Annotated in this window: 12 protein-coding genes and 4 pseudogenes; 10 read left to right on the top strand and 6 right to left on the bottom strand. The window is 44.9% G+C overall.

Annotated features, from left to right (window positions below; translation table 11 throughout):
* The first annotated feature begins 162 nt into the window (after positions 1-162).
* From V6N89_RS08560 to V6N89_RS08520, 9 genes and pseudogenes are all read left to right on the top strand, one after another.
* Positions 163-1,334: pseudogene (locus V6N89_RS08560) on the top strand (amidase).
* 64 nt (positions 1,335-1,398) lie between these two features.
* Positions 1,399-2,980: pseudogene (locus tag V6N89_RS08555) on the top strand (gamma-glutamyltransferase family protein).
* Positions 2,981-3,046: 66 nt separating this feature from the next.
* Positions 3,047-3,867, top strand: a pseudogene (locus V6N89_RS08550) (sulfite exporter TauE/SafE family protein).
* A 10-nt stretch (positions 3,868-3,877) separates the two neighbouring features.
* Entirely contained in the window at positions 3,878-5,128 is a 1,251-nt protein-coding gene (locus V6N89_RS08545) for a pyridoxal-phosphate-dependent aminotransferase family protein (RefSeq protein WP_338517193.1), read from the top strand.
* Positions 5,121-6,355 (top strand): annotated as a pseudogene (locus V6N89_RS08540) (allantoate amidohydrolase). The gene V6N89_RS08545 and the pseudogene V6N89_RS08540 overlap by 8 nt, the downstream one beginning before the upstream one ends.
* A 16-nt stretch (positions 6,356-6,371) precedes the next feature.
* Positions 6,372-6,737, top strand: coding sequence for an AraC family ligand binding domain-containing protein (locus V6N89_RS08535; protein ID WP_338517192.1), 366 nt, complete (start codon positions 6,372-6,374; stop codon positions 6,735-6,737).
* Positions 6,738-6,989: 252 nt separating this feature from the next.
* Positions 6,990-8,432, top strand: coding sequence for a uracil-xanthine permease family protein (locus V6N89_RS08530; protein WP_338517191.1), 1,443 nt, complete (start codon positions 6,990-6,992; stop codon positions 8,430-8,432).
* 216 nt (positions 8,433-8,648) lie between these two features.
* On the top strand, positions 8,649-11,075 hold the full coding sequence (locus tag V6N89_RS08525) for a TonB-dependent siderophore receptor (RefSeq protein WP_338517190.1): 2,427 nt from the start codon (positions 8,649-8,651) through the stop codon (positions 11,073-11,075).
* Positions 11,076-11,146: 71 nt separating this feature from the next.
* Positions 11,147-12,232 (top strand): purine nucleoside permease, encoded by a 1,086-nt coding sequence (locus V6N89_RS08520; RefSeq protein ID WP_346993649.1) that lies wholly within the window; start codon positions 11,147-11,149, stop codon positions 12,230-12,232.
* Positions 12,233-12,279: 47 nt separating this feature from the next.
* Here V6N89_RS08520 and V6N89_RS08515 read toward each other — a convergent pair whose 3' ends face one another.
* From V6N89_RS08515 to V6N89_RS08495, 5 genes are all read right to left on the bottom strand, one after another.
* Positions 12,280-12,918 (bottom strand): ATP-binding response regulator, encoded by a 639-nt coding sequence (locus V6N89_RS08515; protein WP_338517188.1) that lies wholly within the window; start codon positions 12,916-12,918, stop codon positions 12,280-12,282.
* Between the two features lie 8 nt (positions 12,919-12,926).
* Positions 12,927-14,285, bottom strand: coding sequence for a sensor histidine kinase (locus V6N89_RS08510; RefSeq protein WP_338517187.1), 1,359 nt, complete (start codon positions 14,283-14,285; stop codon positions 12,927-12,929).
* A gap of 132 nt (positions 14,286-14,417) precedes the next feature.
* Entirely contained in the window at positions 14,418-15,338 is a 921-nt protein-coding gene (locus V6N89_RS08505) for a GGDEF domain-containing response regulator (protein ID WP_338517186.1), read from the bottom strand.
* A gap of 249 nt (positions 15,339-15,587) precedes the next feature.
* Entirely contained in the window at positions 15,588-17,132 is a 1,545-nt protein-coding gene (locus V6N89_RS08500; protein ID WP_338517185.1) for a putative bifunctional diguanylate cyclase/phosphodiesterase, read from the bottom strand.
* Positions 17,133-17,175: 43 nt separating this feature from the next.
* Complete coding sequence (locus tag V6N89_RS08495; RefSeq protein WP_346993648.1) at positions 17,176-17,706, bottom strand: response regulator; 531 nt, start codon at positions 17,704-17,706, stop codon at positions 17,176-17,178.
* Between the two features lie 184 nt (positions 17,707-17,890).
* Between V6N89_RS08495 and V6N89_RS08490 the strand changes: the two genes are divergently transcribed.
* Positions 17,891-18,253, top strand: a complete 363-nt coding sequence (locus V6N89_RS08490; RefSeq protein WP_338517183.1) for an Hpt domain-containing protein — start codon at positions 17,891-17,893, stop codon at positions 18,251-18,253.
* Between the two features lie 117 nt (positions 18,254-18,370).
* On the opposite strand, the gene V6N89_RS08485 is transcribed toward V6N89_RS08490, so the two are convergent.
* Positions 18,371-19,369, bottom strand: coding sequence for an adenosine deaminase (locus V6N89_RS08485; RefSeq protein ID WP_338517182.1), 999 nt, complete (start codon positions 19,367-19,369; stop codon positions 18,371-18,373).
* Between the last annotated feature and the right edge of the window lie 213 nt (positions 19,370-19,582).

The raw sequence follows: 19,582 nt of genomic DNA, 5'->3' as shown, positions 1-19,582 counted from the left end.
AAGCAGTACTAGATAGATAACCGCATAGAGCGTTAATAGTCACTGTAAGTAACGCCAATAAAAAAAGTAACAAACGTTTCTATTGACATTTAAGTGAAACAATTGTTTCATGATGCATAAGAACAACAACAATATTATTGCGCTGTGAGTACACCTTTTGTCATTGCGCCTGAAGAGGCGCCCGAAGAGTTCATCCCGACCCCAAAACATAGTGGCCCACTTTCAGGACTTGGATTGGCGGTAAAAGACTTGTTCCATATGCAAGGGCTTCCAACGGGTGCAGGTAACCCAGACTGGTTGGCAACACATACCGTTCCTGACACGACAAACGAAACGGTGTCAGCGTTACTCAATGCTTAAGCGCTCACTTTACAGGTAAAACTATTACTGATGAGCTTGCCTATAGCCTTCATGGCCAAAACAAGCACTATGAGCCACTTATTAATCCGGCTGCACCGTCACATATTCCTGGCGGTTCATCTTCTGGTTCGGCGGTAGCGGTATCAGCAAAACTGGCTGACATTGGGCTTGGCACTGACACTGGCGGCTCAATTCGTGTCCCTGCAAGCTATCAGGGGTTGTGGGGCTTAAGGACAACGCACGGATTAGTTCCCTGCGATAATATGGTTGCCCTTGCACCATCATTTGACACTGTAGGCTGGATGACGAGAGATCTCGATACGCTTGCCAAGGTCAGCGACGTACTTATTAGGGACAAGGTGTGCGCGAGCTTCACGAGCAAACCTCGTTTTGGCATTGCAACGTCAATATTCTCTCAGGTAGCACATCAAGCAATGTGCGCTGATTGGGTTCAAAAGTTAGAAAGTGCTTATCCGTGTACTTTTCTGACTAGCGAGCAGTTGAATTTAAATGAACTGAAAACTGCTGCAACTTTTAGAACACTCCAAGGTGCTGAGATTTGGCAGCAACACGGAGAATGGATCACGACACATCAGCCTGATATTGCTGATGACATCATGTTGCGTTTGAACTGGTGTAAAACTATTACACAACAAGACGTACACCTAGCACAAACGCAACAGCAAGTGGTTATTGACCATCTCGAACGCTTGTTTTTAGACATCGACGTATTGGTGATACCCACGACACCCGGCATAGCACCACGTTGTGATGCTGATGAAACAACCTTGGCAAATGATAGAAACACGCTGCTAGCATTAACAGCCATTGCAGGGCTAGCAGGTCTGCCGCAGCTACATTTGCCATTATTTACCCTACACAATGCCCCATGCGGTTTATCGTTGGTGGGCAAAAAAGGTAGCGATCTTGCTTTGCTTTCTCTTGCAAAAGCACTAACAGCAAGACTGTCATAACGCAATAGCTACACCATTAGCTACAAATGCGTTTTACGCTACTGTTATTTCGAAGGAATTTACAATGAGTAAAAAACCGAATATCGCGTTTACTGCGCCCCATTTTGCTGCATCTCAAGTAGGATTAGATATCCTTGAAAAAGGCGGCACAGCCATAGAGGCGATGGTCGCCGCAGCAGCTTCAATAGCCGTGGAATACCCTCACATGAATGGGTTGGGTGGCGATGGCTTTTGGCTTATTAGCGAACCAGGGAAAGCACCCGTTGGTATTGATGCGTCAGGCGTTGCTGCTCAAGGCGCGACTCCTGAATTTTATGCAGACCATAGCGCGATACCAAGCCGTGGCGGTAAAGCTGCGCTTACCATGGCTGGCGCAGTTGCAGGTTGGAAAGCGGCACTTGATATTAGCAAAAGCTGGCAACAGCCCCTTGCGCTTCGCACATTGCTAGATACCGCAATCAGCCAAGCAAACTGGGGAATTGAAGTTACACAAAGCCTGACAGATGCTAGCAACAAAACCTTTGATGACCTTGCCGCTGATGAGCATTTCTCACCGTTTTTAATAAAAGGTAACGCCTTAAAGAAAGGGAAGATCCTCAAACTAACCGCCTTATCAAAAACCTTGGCACAGCTTGCTGAGCGCGGTTTAGATGATTTTTATAAGGGTGAGCTTGCCACGCAGCTTGCACACGATTTAGAAGCTGCTAGGTTCACCTATTCGCCTTGAAGATTTCCATAATTACGAGGCCAAAATAGTAACGCCGCTCTCGGTAGACACGAGCAAAGGAAAAATCTATAACCTGCCTGCGCCTACCCAAGGTGTAGCGTCGCTCATCATTCTTGCACTTTATGACCGCGTTGCGCACCTTGGTAAAAGCGATGCTGATATGGTGCATTTACTTATCGAGTGCACTAAACAGGCCTTTATTGCGCGGAACGCCTATGTCACCGACCCTTCTCGCACGCCAGTCGACTTGCAAAGTTTGCTAAGTAACGATGTGCTAGATGATATGACTAAACACATCAAACTCGATACAGCACAGCCATGGCCGCATGTTGCGAAGCCTGGCGATACCATTTGGATGGGCTGCTGTGACAGCGAGGGGCGCATGGTGAGCTACATTCAATCGCTTTATTGGGAGTTCGGCTCAGGCGTGGTTAGCCCGCAAACCTACATTGTTTGGAACAACAGGGGCACGTCGTTTTCGCTTGACCCTAACAGCAATCAATATTTGTCACCAGGCATGAAGCCCTTTCATACCCTTAACCCAGCGTTTGTTGAACTTGCCGACGGCCGCCGCATGAGTTACGGCACGATGGGAGGCGAAGGGCAACCGCAAACTCAAGCCGCTCTTTTTGCACGCCACGTTTATCACAACCAGCCTATTGATAAGGCTATCTCACTTGGAAGATGGCTACTGGGTCGCACGTGGGGTGATGAAAGCCACAACTTAAAGGCTGAGCGCGACCTTGTGGAATATGTAGGCGAAAGCTTAGTAGCGCGAGGACACGACATGGTTACCGTAGCCCCGTGTAATGAACTCATGGGTCATGCGGGTGCCATTATCCGTGAAACCGATGGTGCAGTCAGTGGTGCGAGCGACCCTCGTAGTGACGGTAAGGCTTATACGGGGCACAAGAGATAAGCCTATTTGAGCGCGGAATGTCAGCATTCACTACTCATACACATAATTAAAAGAGAAGAATCATAAATGCAGTTTTTACTAGATAACCTAACGGTCATTTTATCATTAATTGGCACGGGCGTTTTTGCCGGACTACTAGCAGGCATGTTAGGTGTAGGTGGCGGTATTGTTATCGTGCTTAGGTGTTGTTTTTCTTGTTTCAAGCACTAGGAGTATCACCAGAAAGTGCCATGGTCATTGCCACTGCAACGTCTTTGGCGACAATCGTGCCCACGTCAGTAAGTTCAATTCGTGCCCACCACGCAAAAGGCAACGTTGATTTTGCCCTACTAAAAACCTGGGCCGTTTTTATTCTTGCGGGTGTGCTTGTAGGTAGTTATTTAGTTACGGTGGTTAACCCTACCTATCTAACACTGCTATTCGGTACGATCGCGACCTTGTCAGCGCTCAATATGCTTATCGGCAAAAAAGATGCGTTATTCAACGGCCTTCCCGGGCGAGTAGGCCAATCGATTATGGCCAGCTGTATTGGCTTGTTTAGTTCTATGGTTGGCATTGGCGGGGGCACATTAACCGTCCCTACCCTCACCTTTTGCAACTATCCCGCTCACAAAGCTGTGGGCACGGCAGCCGCGGTCGGCCTCATTATTTCGCTACCCGCTGCTTTAACATTGTTATTCGTTGGTGCAACGCCAAGCGATGCGCCATTCGCCACCTTCGGCTACGTAAATCTACTAGGGTTTGCGTGTATTGTGCCGCTCACGGTGCTATTTGCACCTGTCGGCGCAGGCATTGCCAATAAACTCGACGCGGGGCTTCTAAAGAAGATCTTCGCGGTTGTTCTCATCATTACAGGCGTGCGCATGCTTGCGCAGGTTCTTATCTAGGAGTTCATTCATGCAACATTTTTCACCGTTGTCTCCACCACCTCGTTTACTCATGGGCCCGGGCCCCATTAACTGTTATCCACGGGTGCTCTCCGCTATGGCTACGCAGCTAGTTGGGCAATATGACCCGGTGATGACAGGGTATATGAATGAAGTCATGGCGCTTTATCGCGATGTATTTAACACCAATAATCAGCAGACCTTTTTGGTCGATGGCACATCTCGCGCTGGTATCGAAGCCGTGTTGGTCTCTGCTATTGAGCCTGGTGACAAAGTACTAGTACCTATTTTTGGTCGTTTCGGCCATTTACTGGCAGAAATTGCGGAACGCGCTGACGCTGAAGTGCATACTATCGAAGTGCCATGGGGTGAGGTTTTTACCCCTGAGCAAATTGAAGCAGCGATAAAAGACGTGCAGCCCAAATTGCTTGCTATTGTACAAGGCGATACCTCAACTACCATGCTGCAGCCTCTAGCTGATATTGGCAATATTTGTGAAAAACACGACGTACTTTTCTATTGCGATGCAACGGCATCAATTGGCGGTAACCCGCTAGAGGTCGATGCGTGGAAACTCGATGCGGTTTCCGTTGGCTTGCAAAAGTGTTTGGGTGGTCCATCAGGCTCTGCCCCGGTTACATTAAGCGAAAAATTTGTAAAGCAAGTGCGTACCCGTCATCACGTAGAAGCAGGTATACGCGATGCACATCACGAGGCCGCTCGTGGCCCCAAAATACGCTCTAACTATTTCGACTTACCCATGATCATGGATTACTGGGGTGAGGAACGTTTAAACCATCACACCGAAGCGGCCAGTATGTTGTTTTGTGCCAGAGAGTGTGCACGGGTGCACCTAGAAGAGGGGCAAGATAACGTTATTGCAAGACACAAAGTAGCAGGCGATGCCATGTTAGCAGGTGTGCAAGCAATGGGTTTGCAACCTTTTGGCGACCTTAAACATAAAATGTACAACGTGGTAGGTGTTTATATTCCAGAGGGCGTTGAAGGCGAGCAAGTCAGGGAAACACTTCTACTTCGTTTTAATATCGAAATAGGCACTAGCTTTGGCCCGCTTAAGGGCAAAATTTGGCGCATTGGTACTATGGGTTATAACGCAAGAGAAGATGCGGTACTGCATACGCTTCAGTCATTAGAAACTGTACTAAGAATGCAAGGCTTTGCCTTGCCTGCCGGAAGCGGCGTTGATGCTGCGCTTAAAGTTTTTGAAGACGCTAATGCAGCAGGAGCTATGAATGGGTGAGTTCACCGAACTTGCTACGCAGGTTATGGCACGTTGTGAAACGCTAGGAGACCTGAGTCAAGACCCACAATGTCTCGATAGGCGTTACCTAACGGATGAGCACAAACTTGCCAATCAGTTAGCTTCTGGCTGGATGATAGAAGCTGGCATGACGACCTGGCAAGATGCCGTAGGCAACATTTGGGGACGCTATACATCAAGTGTCCCCAACGCACCACGCCTGATTATTGGAAGTCACCTTGATACTGTACCAAACGGCGGCAAATATGACGGTATGTTAGGTGTTGTTGCTGCTATCTCACTTGTCGCCATGTTTGACGGCACCCAATCGCGATTCCCTTTTCATATCGATATCGTAGGGTTTTGCGATGAAGAAGGCACGCGTTTTGGTACAACATTGTTAGGTAGTAGAGCACTCACTGGCCAATGGCAAGACAGCTGGCGTTACTTAAAAGATGTCGACGGCATTAGCCTTGAACAAGCCATGGCTAGCTTCGGTTTGAATTTCGATGCAATAGCAAGCGCCGCTATCTCGCGCACCGATATTCTTGGTTATCTAGAGCTGCACATAGAGCAAGGCCCGGTACTTGAGCAGGAAAACCTGCCGGTAGGCGTTGTGAGCGCTATTGCTGGTGCGAAGCGTTTCAACCTAAGTGTTGAAGGCATGGTAACCACGCAGGCACGGTCCCCATGTCAATGCGTGTTGATGCACTAAGTGCAGCTGCCGAAATGATTTTGTCCGTTGAGCACATTAGCCAACACCGCCCAGGTGTGGTGGCAACAGTGGGTAAAATAGTTAACGGTCCCAACGGTGTTAACGTTATTTCAGGCAGAACGACCTTCTCTTTAGACATTCGAAGTGAAGACGATAACTTGCGCGACGCTGTGCTGGCTGAAATCTTGCAAAGTTTTGAGCACATTGCGCATAAAAGAAAGGTAGGGTTGTCTGTAGAGCAAACGCATAGTGCTCCCGCGGTACACTGTGATAATAGCCTCAAACAAGCGTTGGTAGACGGTGTTCAAGCCAGCGGTATTTCACCTCGTGTACTTGCTTCGGGCGCAGGACATGACGCGATGGCAATGGCAGAAATTTGTCCCGTCGCCATGCTATTCACACGCTGTAAAGGCGGTATTAGCCACCATCCATTAGAGTCGATTACCTTGGATGATGTTGCAGCAAGTTTGAGCGTCTTGCACAAAACCATCAGCGGTTTAAAACACAATTAGAGGATTAGAGAACCGGATGAAAATAACAAGGATTTACAACGATGCTGAAGGAAAAAGTCACTTTGGCGAAGTCGAAATTGCGTTAAAGGATGGCGGCCCGATTGGCATGCTTTCAGAGAAGTTTGGCGCTGATAAGATCATTTTTAGAGAAACTCCCGCTGATTACGATTTTAAGTGGCACCCTGCCCCTGCACGTCAACTGCTTTTCATTATCAAAGGGCGCGCAGAGTTTACTGTTTCCAACGGTGAGCGACATGTTTTCGGTGCAGGCGATGTGCTGCTACTTGAAGACACAGAAGGTGAAGGTCACTGCTCTAAGGCCATGTATAACGAAGTTAGACACTCAATTTTTGTCACGTTAGATAACGATACTGTGCTCTAGCTGTTTTTTCATGCACAGCCTCAATGAGGCTGTGCATGTCCAACACGCACCACCGAGATGCCAATTCGCACCTTCAAAGTGCACTTTTTATTCCTTTCTACTTCCCACCCTCAACAAATCCACACTATCTTCAGTATTTTCAAACAGATAGACCGAAACCCCACAACATGACCACTCGGTCAGTTTTTTGCATTTACGCCGTATAACTGTCCATTCATCATTTATGATGTCATTAACTTGGTACTGCAAATTATGCAACAAAGCTATTCAAAAGAGGGTGATAATAGAAGTAGCGACCTTCTGTATGGGCTATATGACAAGCCTTCCACGCTACCCGCACTTACGGCAGCAATTCAGCATCTTTTAGCGAGTTTTGTTGGCATTATCACGCCCACTCTCGTCATTAGCTCCGCTCTTGAGCTTGGTGCCTTCACGCCATTTTTAATCAGCATGGCATTAATGGTAAGTGGTATTGGAACGGCTATTCAAACAAAGCGATTTGGCCCTGTAGGTAGCGGTCTTGTTGCAATTCAGGGAACAAGCTTTGCATTTATTGGCGCGCTTATTTTAGCAGGTAGTAAGGTCAAGTCTGAAGGTGGTACACCTGAAGAAATACTCGCACTTTTATTTGGCCTTACCATGGCTGGTGCACTTGTTGAAATTATGTTCAGCCTTTTTGTGCAGCACCTAAAACGCATTATAACGCCGCTTACAACAGGCATTGTAATAACGGCAATTGGCCTGTCTCTTATCAATGTTGGCATGACAGATTTGGCAGGAGGCTTTCACGCGGATGATTTTGCCAATACTGATAATCTCGTGGTTGGCCTTGGTGTCCTACTTATCATTGTATTTCTTAATGCCAGCCAAAACCATTGGCTAAGACTAAGTGCCATTTTTATTGGCATGACTGTTGGGTCACTCTATGTGTTTTTTACGCAAGGGTTAAACTTTTCTCATCTCGCATCACTACCAACCGTAGCTTTGCCTTCCCCCTTCAAGTTTGGCATCGATTTCGACATCACCCTCTTTTTGCCAATAGCAACCATCTACTTATTTAGTGCTATTGAAACGGCGGGCGATCTGACCGCCAATAGCCTTTTTTGCAAAGAGCCTGTCTCAGGCCCGGTATATTTTAAGCGTATTCAAGGCGGTATTTTGGGGGACGGCATTAATTCACTGCTTGCTGGTATGCTAAATACATTCCCAAACACCACATTTGGGCAAAACAACGGTGTTATTCAACTTACAGGAATAGCCAGCCGCAAAGTTGGACTCTATGTTGCTGTTTTATTCATTATCATCGGCCTTTTCCCCATAGTTGGCGGCATACTGCAAACCATTCCCAAGCCAGTATTAGGCGGCGCTACCTTAGTTATGTTCGCCATGGTGGCAGTAGGAGGCTTAAAATTACTCGCGCATTATGCGTTAGATAGACGAAGCAGCCTTGTTACCGCCTGTGCTTTAGGTATGGCCATTGGCGTAATGATGGTACCCGAGGCACTAAGCCAGTTGCCCCAGTGGCTAGCGAACATTCTCCTCTCCCCTGTATCAGCAGCTGGGATCACTGCCGTTTTTTTAGACCTGTGTTTGCCAAAGAGCAGAACCACACCAAACTCGGCTGTAATGTTTCAAACGCCATCATCCGCATTAAGCACTGCTGGTGCAAAAAGGAACGCAAAGTCACCGATTTAGTGCAACATTGCGCGCATTTGTCCTGATTAACACAAAAACAACAATATAAGAACAACATTATATTTTTTAATCCATATAATTCAGCGACTTATGAGCAGTTCAAAAGTTGACCAACTGGACAGGAAGTTGGCATCCATCCTGCTATTACAAAGGCGCAAGGCGAAATTTGCGTACATAAAGCCCTAAAAAAGGGCAACTAAAAACACTGAGGAAAACATGAAAAACACTACATTCAAATTATCTCCTCTCGCGAAAGCACTTGCCGTTACGACGGCTGTTGCATTATCAACACATGCTATCGCGCAAGAAGAGAATGAAGTTAACGAAGCTGACGTTGAAAAAATTGAGGTAACGGGTTCACTAGGCAGCTTGCCTGGTCAAGACGTTGAGTCCGTGTTCGGTTTTGGCAAGTCCATTCTTGAAACTCCACGTTCAGCATCAACTATCTCCCAAGAGCAGATGGAGCGTTTTAACGTATCAGACATTGATGAACTTGTTGCATTTGCCCCAGGTACCTTTACGCAGTCTTTCTTTGGTGTTGCAGGCTCATTGGATGTACGCGGTACGCCAGGTGAAACGTATTTTCGCGGTGTAAAACGCCTTGATAACCCAGGTAACTACCCAACTCCTATTGGCGCTTCAAGCCGAATTGATATTGTTCGCGGCCCAGCATCTCCAATTTACGGTCCATCGAAAATTGGTGGTTATCTAAACTTTAACCCTAAATCAGCTCGTGCGTCGTCAGGACAGTATTTAAAAGCACCTACAGGTGCACTTTCCTATACAACAGGCTCTTGGGATAAGAGTATTCTTACTGCTGAAGTTGGTGGTCCGTCTACCATTGGCGGAAAAGATATGGGTTACTACTTATATGGAGAGTTAGAAAATTCTGATAGCTTCTACGACAACACCCAAACCGATCAAACTATCTTGCAAGCGTCGTTCAATATCGATGTTACAGACAGCCTGCGCTTTGAGTTTGGTGGTATGTACCATGATTATGATGGTAACCAAGTTGCGGGTTGGAACCGACTTACTCAAGACTTAGTTGACAACGGTACTTACATCACAGGTACTGCACTTCCACTCGATACGGATGGTGACGGTCAAATCAGTCATGAAGAATACGGTGCCGTAAATATTGCAGGTAATAGCTTCTTCTATGTACCTGCAAGTGCATTTACTGATGACGAAGCAACCGAACTGATGCAGTTGCAGAATGTAGGCACTACAACTCTTAATGCCAACCAAGTACTTGTTGCTCCTGACGATCAGTTAGGTAACGAAGCTATTACGCTTTACTTTGATACTATTTATTATTCAGACAACTGGGAAATTCGAAACCAGTTTTTCTATGATGCCTATGAGAACATCAATGAAAACGCGTATGGATTCTCTCAATTTCACGACAGCTGGGTAATTGAAGATAAAGTTATTTTTGCTACTGAAATTGAACAAGATAGCTTACTTGCACAATTCCAGTTTTCTCCTTCAATTCGCTACACTGACTTTGAACATGGTGACGATTTCACATTTGAATATTTCAACCGTCGTGACTTGACCATGCCTTCATCAGCACTAGACCGCCGCTTGCTGTCTACTCGTTCAGGCAAAAACTACGATAACTATGATGTGGGTAATTACCTAGATTTAGGCATTGCAGCCATGACCGACTTAACGTGGGATTGGGGTTTAAACTTAGTATTGGGCGTGCGCTACGATACTATTGATATAGAAAGTACTTCTCGTACTGATCTATTGCTAGGCGCTACAGGCGATGAAACCCCGATTTCTGCTGATGAAACCGTAGACGGTTGGTCGTGGAATGCCAGTATCTCGTATGAGTTTGAGTTTGGACTTATTCCTTATATCACCGCTGCTGAACAAGCCACTTTGGTTGCTGGTCAAGGTGCTGAAATTGGTGTTGGTCAGCTAAATCAACCAGGCTCAAGTGGTGCGTTTGATACCTCTGAGCTTATCGAATACGGTGTTAAAGGGTCATTACTAGACGATACTCTTTACTTCGCACTTTCTGCTTTTGAGCAAGAACGTACTGACTTCAACACGCAAAACGTAGTGACAAACAACACGACCAACAACAAAGGCACGGAGTTTGAACTACGTTGGGTAGTAAATGAAAACCTAGTTGTGTCGGCTGGCTACACAAACATTAAAGTAATCAACTTAACTGCCCTTGAAAATGGCAATCAGTTTGGTTTCTTAGGTGCTGAAGATCTTGTTAACCTTACCGACCCATCACTCGTATTTGGTGGTAACGTAATTGGTTTAAACCTTATTGGTGAGGGCTTCAACAACACAGATGGTCGTAAAGCAGGTATTCCTGAAAACATCTATACGCTAACGGCAACGTACGACTTCCAGAACGGCTATGCGGCTAACGTTAGTGTTGTTGATGTTGATGAAGTGGCATCAGGCTTCTCTGCATCAGTAACCTTGCCTTCTTATACACTGGTAAACGCGGGAATGTCATACGAAGCAGAAGACTGGTCGTTTAACCTTACCGTTAAAAACCTAACTGACGAGCGCTATTTCCGCTCTAACTTCCCTGACCTATTCGGTAGCCAAATCGTGTTACCTGAATTACCACGTCACTGGAATGCTAAGTTCACATACAAATTCTAATAGTTAGTATGTAAAGTTAAGGAAGGGTAAATTCGAATATGGGTTTACCCTTTTTTTTATAAGGACAGATTATGCAAATACAACGGTTATACCGAAGCGTCTTATTACCGGTTTTAATGTGCCTAGGCCTATCATTGCCATCTTACGCCGACGAAACTCCGCTTAAAGTAAAAGTTGTGATTGTCAGTATGTTTGAGATTGGCGAAGACGAGGGTGATACTCCCGGTGAATTTCAGCTTTGGAAAACAAGACAGCACTTAACCACTCGTTATGCCCTGCCTCACGCTTTTCACGATATCTATGCCAATACCGAAACTGGTGTAGTGGGCATAGTAACAGGAATGGGCATTGCTCGTGCGTCTGCGGCGATTATGGCGTTGGGGTTAGATGAACGTTTTGACTTAACTGATGCTTATTGGCTTGTTGCAGGTATTGCGGGGATTGACCCCAATGATAGCACCATAGGCAGTGCGGTTTGGACTGATTATGTAGTCGATGGCGATCTTGCCCATCACATTGATGCAAGAGAAATTCCCAAAGATTGGAATACGGGTTACTTTCCATTATTTACCGATAGCCCCAATAATCCCCCTCCATTGACAGATATTTCTCAAAGCCCAAATGGCGAGGTGTATGCGTTAAATCATTCGCTCACGCAGTGGGCTTATGAACACACAAAGGATACTGAGCTTTTCAATACCCCAGCAATGGATAGCCTAAGAGCAAAGTACAAACACTTTCCTAACGCACGAGCCAAACCGTCTGTAGTGAAAGGCGCGCACCTATCAGCCTCAACATTTTGGCATGGAACGTTGTTAAATCAATGGGCTAATGAATGGGTTGACCACTGGACCAATAGCCAAGGCAATTTTGTCACTTCTGGAATGGAAGACTCGGCAACCCTACAGAGTTTAACTTATCTTGCGAACGCAGGCCGTGTAAATAAAGAAAGGGTTTTGATTTTAAGGACTGCAAGCAACTTCACTATGCAACCGCACTCACTCAATGCCGCAGACAACCTGCGACTAGAGCGTTCACAGGGCTACGCCGCAATGAATGCATCTATTGAAGCGGCTTATAAGGTAGGATCACAGGTAGTTTCTTACCTTGTTGAGCAGTGGGAAGTAGTAAAAAATAAACCGCCGTCAGCGCGTTAGTGCACAGTTTAGTAGTAAAACTAAATTGCAAGGTAGCGCGCTAAAGGTTATGCGTTTGCGCGTTTCGCAGATAGCACTCTTTTAAGCTGTACAGCCACATCGTTGTGAACAATTGGCTTTGATATAAAGTCTGCCATACCAGCGTCGCTACACACGGCTTTATCTTCAGGGGTGGTGTTAGCTGTCACCGCCACTACAACGCCATTGGGCGCAAGTAGCCCCTCTTGTATGATAATGCGGGTGGCGCTTGTTCCGTCAAGTACAGGCATTGCGCAATCCATGAATATGATGTCGTACAGCTTTTGTCTAGACTTTTGGAGCGCTACTTCTCCGTTCTCTGCCTCATCAGGTGTGTAGTTAAACTGCTCTAGCATAGAGGCAAGCACGAAGCGATTTATATCGTTATCATCAACCACAAGTACATTCAACGGCGTGTCCAGCAGCTCTGAAGATAAGTTGATATCATCTTGACCGCGTTTTTCGTTTGAAGCCATTTCAATAGGAATAACAACATCGAAGCAACTTCCCTCGCCAACACGGGAGCGTACTTCTAATTCTCCGTCCATCCTATCTACCAGTTGACTCACAATTGATAGGCCTAAACCGTTTCCGTTGAGTTCTTCTGAAGCTTGTTTTGCATCATTTTGAAAAGGTGCGAAAATACGAGACAATACGGCATCACTCATACCTGTGCTTAGGTATCTTCAACCGACGCTAGCAACACAGGTACGTCGCCTTGATGCTTAAGGGTAACTTGTATAGAGACATGCCCGGTATTGGTGAACTTCACCGCGTTAGATAACAAGTTACTAAGTATTTGACCAATGCGCGACGCATCGCCATGAACAAACGTATTTTCATCAAATGATAACACGGCAAACAAACGCAAATGTTTTTCAGAACACTTGGACTTAAAATCATCTACGACATCTTCAATCAGCGAGCGAATACAAAAGTCATCATATTGAAGAGAAAGTTCACCATTAATGATTGCAGTATAGTCAAGTACGTCGTTGATCAATGAAAGCAGTCTATCTGCACTGTGAAGCGCGATATCAGCTTTGCGCACTCTAATGTTATCTTTTGTTTCAAACTTTATGGCTTGGAGCATGCCTGTGATGCCATTGAGCGGTGTTTTCAGCTCATGACTAATTCGCGATAACAACAATCCTCGTTCAAATGATGCTTTCTCAGCTTCTTTACGCTTCTCTTCGATTTCAAGCCTTGTTCGCACCGCCTTGTCGACATTTTGAAAGGTGCCAAACAAGCGAACACATTCGCCCTGCCGCATTTCCACCATACCGTGCGTTTCAATCCACACAGCATTACCTTTGGCAGTGACTAGCTGAAGCGTTGCTGTCCAGGGTTCCCCCGTATTAAGCGCATTCTCAACAATTTTGGTTATTTCGTCTCTGTTGCGCCCTTCTTTGTAGAAGTTTATCGCCGTTTTAAGATTCGGCTCATAATCGTCGTCAACTTCGTGAATGCGTTTGGTCTGCGATGACCAAAACAGCTTGTTTGCAACAAGATCGACTTCCCACGTACCAATGTTGGCAACGTTTTGAAGCTTTTCAAACAACGTGTTTTGTTTTGATCTCTTCTTTTCAATGGCATATTTTTCAAGCGTTACTGCGAGCCATTCATCTATAAGCTCTACCTTATCCAAAGCTGTGGGCTCATTTGGTGATGCACTGACAAAAACCAAACATATTGGTTTGCTATCAAATTGATGAAACTCACCCCGAATAAAAGATTCAGAATTAAAGTAGGTAGAAAACCATTGTTTAAATGCTATTGAACATTTGTCGCTATTTGATGGGAGCTGCTGCTCTTTGGTGTCGCCTTGAGCAAATGAAGGGATAGACTTAAAATGAGGAGCGTACGCTGACGACGCCCTGGCCAACACGCTTAAGTTGTCATCCTCTAACTGCAATAGCACGCACTGAAAAACACCAAGTGATTCGCCCCCTCGCTGAACAAGCGCACCAAGGGCATCTTTAAGTTGGTATCCAAGTTTGATGTTTAAATTAGACTGTTCGTCAAAAAACGCCATAACGTGCCTTAATGACTAAGCGCAGAGCGTTAACAGACCAATAGCTCGCGTCCATGTTTGTACTATTTTGTGTAGAGTGTAGTCGGTGTCGAGAAAACAAAATATTAAACATTAGGCTAGTTTTTATGGCAACTACCCTATTGCGCGGTTTCGCCCTCGCTCTTTTGCTTCGTACAACTTGACATCAGCGGCCTCGATAAGCGCTTCGACGCCCTCTTCTATAATTTCCGTAGCCTGCCACACTGTGTATCCGGCACTAATCGACACTTTATTTTCAATACCGTGAGCGTGCACAAGTCCAGCGTCTCTGACGAGCCCAACTAGCTTATTAGCCAATAGCGAAATGCCTGCGTCATCTATATACGGTAAAATAACCAAAAACTCTTCGCCACCAAAGCGGATAACTGCATCTTTAGGCCGCTTCATTACACCTGCTACAACTTGTGCAACGTTACTCAGGCACAAATCACCTTCCAAATGCCCGTAGGTATCGTTAAAGCGCTTGAAGTGATCGATATCAATCATGATCGCCCCCACGCTCCCGTTATCTCTTGCAACTTGCTTAATAAGCAGCGGAATTTCTTTAGTCAGATACATCCTGTTGTAGAGACCCGTTAGCTGGTCGTGGTATGTCATGGTCTCTAAGAACTCAGTTCTGAGCTTATTTAAAAGGTGAGTTTTCATTCTATGAGTGAGTGTAGATGCATTCACAGGTTTCATGACAAAATCTGACGCACCCACCTCCCAACAAGCATTTTCACTGTCAATATCAAGTGTCGAGGTAACGAAGATGACTGGGATATCAGACGTTGTTGTATTGGTTTTGAGTGCTTTACATACTTCAAGACCGTCAGTATCCGGCATATTCATATCTAACAACACTAAATCGGGCGTCTTGTCGTTACAAAACGTAATGGCCTCTTGACCCGACTGTGCTGTGTAGCAATGAAATACCGTATTTAAGATTGACTCCAAGAGCATCCGGCTCATTGGCTCATCGTCAACTATAAGCACGCTGCATTCAGAAAATGGTTTGAGTTCTTTTCGATTCATTAATTACTAATTCTCAATAGCTTAGCGGCTAATGTAGGGCACGACGACGATGGCACAAGGAGAAAGATATACACACATTGTGCATCGTATTTTCTTTGAGTCTAGCAATCATTAGCAAAGAAATACATGGGAAATTTAGTTTGCTTAAAAGAAGTTTTGTTCCTTTTTAAATGTCGTTGTGTTTCAACGTGCTTAACATCAAGCTATTGATTGTATTTACATTATATACAAACGCACTTTGTGGCTAAACTAAACAGTCGCCTCTTGATTCGCTTGGTTTTCGACAAAGCGGGTTTCAAAATCAACTACGGCTATCGGCTTACACATAAGATACCCTTGTCCGTAGTGACATCCCAACTTTCGTAACGCATTAAACTGCGCTTCGTTTTCTATACCTTCAGCAACGATAGACAAGTCTAAGCTGTGCGCCAAATGGACGATTGCACTAACAATATCAAACGCCTGTTGTTCATTATCCATATCAATAACGAACGACCTATCAATTTTAAGCACATCAAGTGGAAACTGCCTCAAATAGGAAAGGCTGGAATACCCTGTACCAAAGTCGTCAAGCGCAATACTTACCCCAAGAGCTGATAGAGCATTCAGCATTTCTTTAGTCTGCTCAAAATCTTGCATTAACGCAGATTCTGTTACTTCAAGCTCGATGGAGGCAGCATCTATACCTGCGTCAAAAATGACTTGCTCTACTTCCATTGCAAAATGTACGTTTTCTAATTGCTTTGCTGCAACATTTACCGCCAGCTTAATCGATTGGCCTTTTGCGTTTAACTTTGCAACCAAAGCACAACTTTTCTCAAGAACTTGACGGCCCAATTGATGTATTAGCCCAGTCTCTTCAGCGAGTGGGATAAATTCATCTGGCCCAACTAGATTGCCCTCATCATCAAACAGCCTTGCTAAGCTTTCTGCCCCTACAATCTTTTTGCCACTAAAATCATATTTGGGTTGCACATATATAGACACTTGACTGTTTTCAATGGCTTTGCGCAAAAGAATTTCCAGCTCAACCCTTCTATGCATCGCGTGCTGAAGATCCTTGGAAAAGAAACTAAAGGTGTCTTTGCCTTTTGTTTTGGAGCGATACATGGCTGTATCTGCGTGGCGCATCATTTCCTCAGCATTGACTGCGTCTTGAGGATATAAGCTAATGCCAATGCTTATGCTTAGCTGATGCATAGTTCCGTTTAATTCGATAGGCTCACGCCCTGCTTGCAAACAAGCCATTGCAATGCTGTCAGCGCCAAACCCAGTACCAACATCAGGCAATAAACACGCAAATTCATCCCCCCCAGCGCGAGCAAGCGTGGCGGTGTTACCCACTATCGCTTTTAGTCGTTCAGCAATCGACTTAATTACTGAATCACCCACGCGATGGCCAAGGCTATCATTAAGGTATTTGAAATTGTCTATGTCAATTATAAGTAGAGCAATACTCTTTTTGGTGAATTGGCTTCGAGAAATAGCTTGTACTAACCTATCGTGCAAAAGGACTCGATTAGGTAACCCGGTTAACTGGTCATGGTTAGTAATATGAGTCATGCGAACTGCCATTTCTACCGCTTCAGAAACGTCTTGGAAAACAATAACCGAACCAACTAGATTGCCTTGGTCGTCAATAATGGGCGAGGCAGTATCTTCAACACGAAAAACCTCACCATGGCGACTCACTAACGTTGTGTTATATGCCATAGCAACAGGACGTTTGACCTCAAGTGCGTACAAGGCAGGGTTGAGCATCACATCTGAGGTTTGTACATCACGTAGGTCCATTACAGTGTCAATTGGTTTACCAAGCGCGTCCTTTTCTGAATAGCTAGGTAAGCCTTTGTGCTACGGGGTTGATGAATGTAATTAGACCATTTGCATCGGTCGAAATTACGCCATCGGCAATTGAACGTAGCGTTACTGCGAGCTGCTGTTTTTCTTTCTCAATGGCCTGGTTAAGATTATCAAGCATGCGCTTTTGCTTAGCCATAACAAGATGGTTATTAACCCGTAATCGGCAGAGCTCTACATCGATAGGCTTGGAAATGAAATCAATAGCACCAAGAGTCAGTGCATTTCGCTCATTGTCTATATCGTTGTGGGACGTAATAAAAATAACAGGTATGTGTGCTGTGTGCGTTGATGCTTTTAGCGTTTCACATAGCTCGAATCCCGAGACCCCAGGCATATTGATATCAAGCAAAACTAAGTCGGGCAATGACTGTGAAATGACGTCCAGTGCTTGCGAACTGTCTGAGCACGTCAATACCTGTGCAATAGGTGCTATTGCATGCTCTAACAATAAAAGCGTCGTTTGTTCATCATCGATGATGACCACTTTTTGTGTCTCATAGTCCATGAGAGGATCCACTTTGCTGCTAACCCCAAATCCAAGTATTGCCACAATTGACGAAAAAAAAATTAGCCTTTAGTCTATTAAGCAACTATGGTTCGATATGAACATGCGAAAAAAATTATGTTCTATTTGAACAACATAGAATGGTGTAGACTTAAGATAATGGAAATTTCAATAGGCAAATACCATGACGCCAGATGAACTTGCTAACCAATATTCAAACAGCGAACTATGGAATAAAACGGCAGCATTAAGCAGACTTGCAGGCAATGAAGCTTTGCTCGCTCGCATAGTAGACATGTTTGTTGAGCAAATTGGGCAAAAGCAAGAAACGCTTCAAAGTGCAATACGAGCAAATGATGGCGAGGCCATTCGTTTTCAAAGTCATTCGATTAAAGGTATAGCCGGAGATGTTGGCGCAGATGCATTACGAACAAAAGCCGCTGAAATGGAACAGCTTGCAAATTTAGGGGTTTTGGAAGATATGCCAGACCACATGTCGCAATTAAATGTGCTCGTTAGCTCGACCATCTTACTCATGCAACAATAAGACTAAGCCGCGAGTCAATCAAATAAGCTTGATTACTCAAAACTATTTAATTATCTCGCGCACTTTCGCCACCCTATGCCATTAGGTGAAACAAACGCCTTCTATTAGAAGTCAGCGTCAGGCAGCAACCACTTTATCGATATGCTTATCTTTATCTGCATTGCTCAAAAAGCTTGCCTTAAAGCTGTTTACGGCGAGCTTTTTAATTGTTTCCTCAGAAATAGATAACGCATCTGCCAGCGCTTCAAAGTTGGCATTTAAAAAACCACCAAAATAGGTAGGGTCGTCTGAATTAACGGTAACTAACAAACCTGCCTCAAGCAAAGAAACAATGTTGTGCTGCTTCATATCATCGATTACGCAAAGTTTTAGGTTACTTAAAGGGCAAACGGTTAGCGGGATTTGCTTATCTTTCAAGTATTCCATGAGCTTTTCGTCTTCCTGACACCTAACACCATGGTCGATGCGGTCAACACCGAGAAGTTCTAGCGCTTCCCAAATATATGACGCGGGTCCTTCTTCACCTGCATGGGCAACTATTTTGAAACCCAATTGCTTTGCTTTCTTAAATACGCGCTCAAATTTAGAAGGCGGATGACCAAGTTCAGAACTATCTAACCCCACAGCCTTAATGTGTTCATAATAGGGTTCTGCGGCAGCGAGCGTCTCAAATGCAGCGCTTTCTGGTAGATGACGCAAGAACGACATAATAAGAAAGCTACTTATTCCGAATTCATCCTGTGCTTTTTGCATCGCTTTTAGAAAGCCTGGCATAAACACGTCAAATCCAATGCCTCGCTCGGTATGAGTTTGGGGATCAAACATGATTTCGGTATGGACAATATTCTCTTGATGGCATTTGCTGAGGTATTCCCACATTAATGCGAAAAAATCATCCTCATCAATCAATACCCCAGCACCAGCGTAATAGATGTCGAGGAAGCTTTGAAGGTCTTTAAAATTGTAAGCCGCTTCAATTTCTTCCACGCTTTGATAAGGAAGTGATACACTGTGTTTCTCTGCTAGGCGCCACATGAGTTCCGGCGTTAGGCTACCTTCTATGTGCAGATGCAGTTCAGCCTTGGGAATATTTTTTATAATGGAAGATAACGACATGGCCCCTCACTTATTTTGCACCATCAAGATGCAAGGCATTGATATGGTGCAAACTAGTTTATCTCTAATGCTATCTGTTAACGAGTGTTAAACACTCAATTAGGTTTAATTGGCGGTTTTTTAGCATCAATATTGTTGTCTAAGTACCGTTTTGCTGACTTTGTGTCGTCTGGCTATGTAAAAGTAGCACAAAACGCACCAACAAGTTGACTA

The organism is Alteromonas gracilis (assembly GCF_036870955.2).
In the GTDB taxonomy this organism is placed as follows: domain Bacteria; phylum Pseudomonadota; class Gammaproteobacteria; order Enterobacterales; family Alteromonadaceae; genus Alteromonas; species Alteromonas gracilis_A.
Note: the sequence above shows the minus strand (reverse complement) of the source record. Positions and strands in the feature narration are given on the sequence as shown.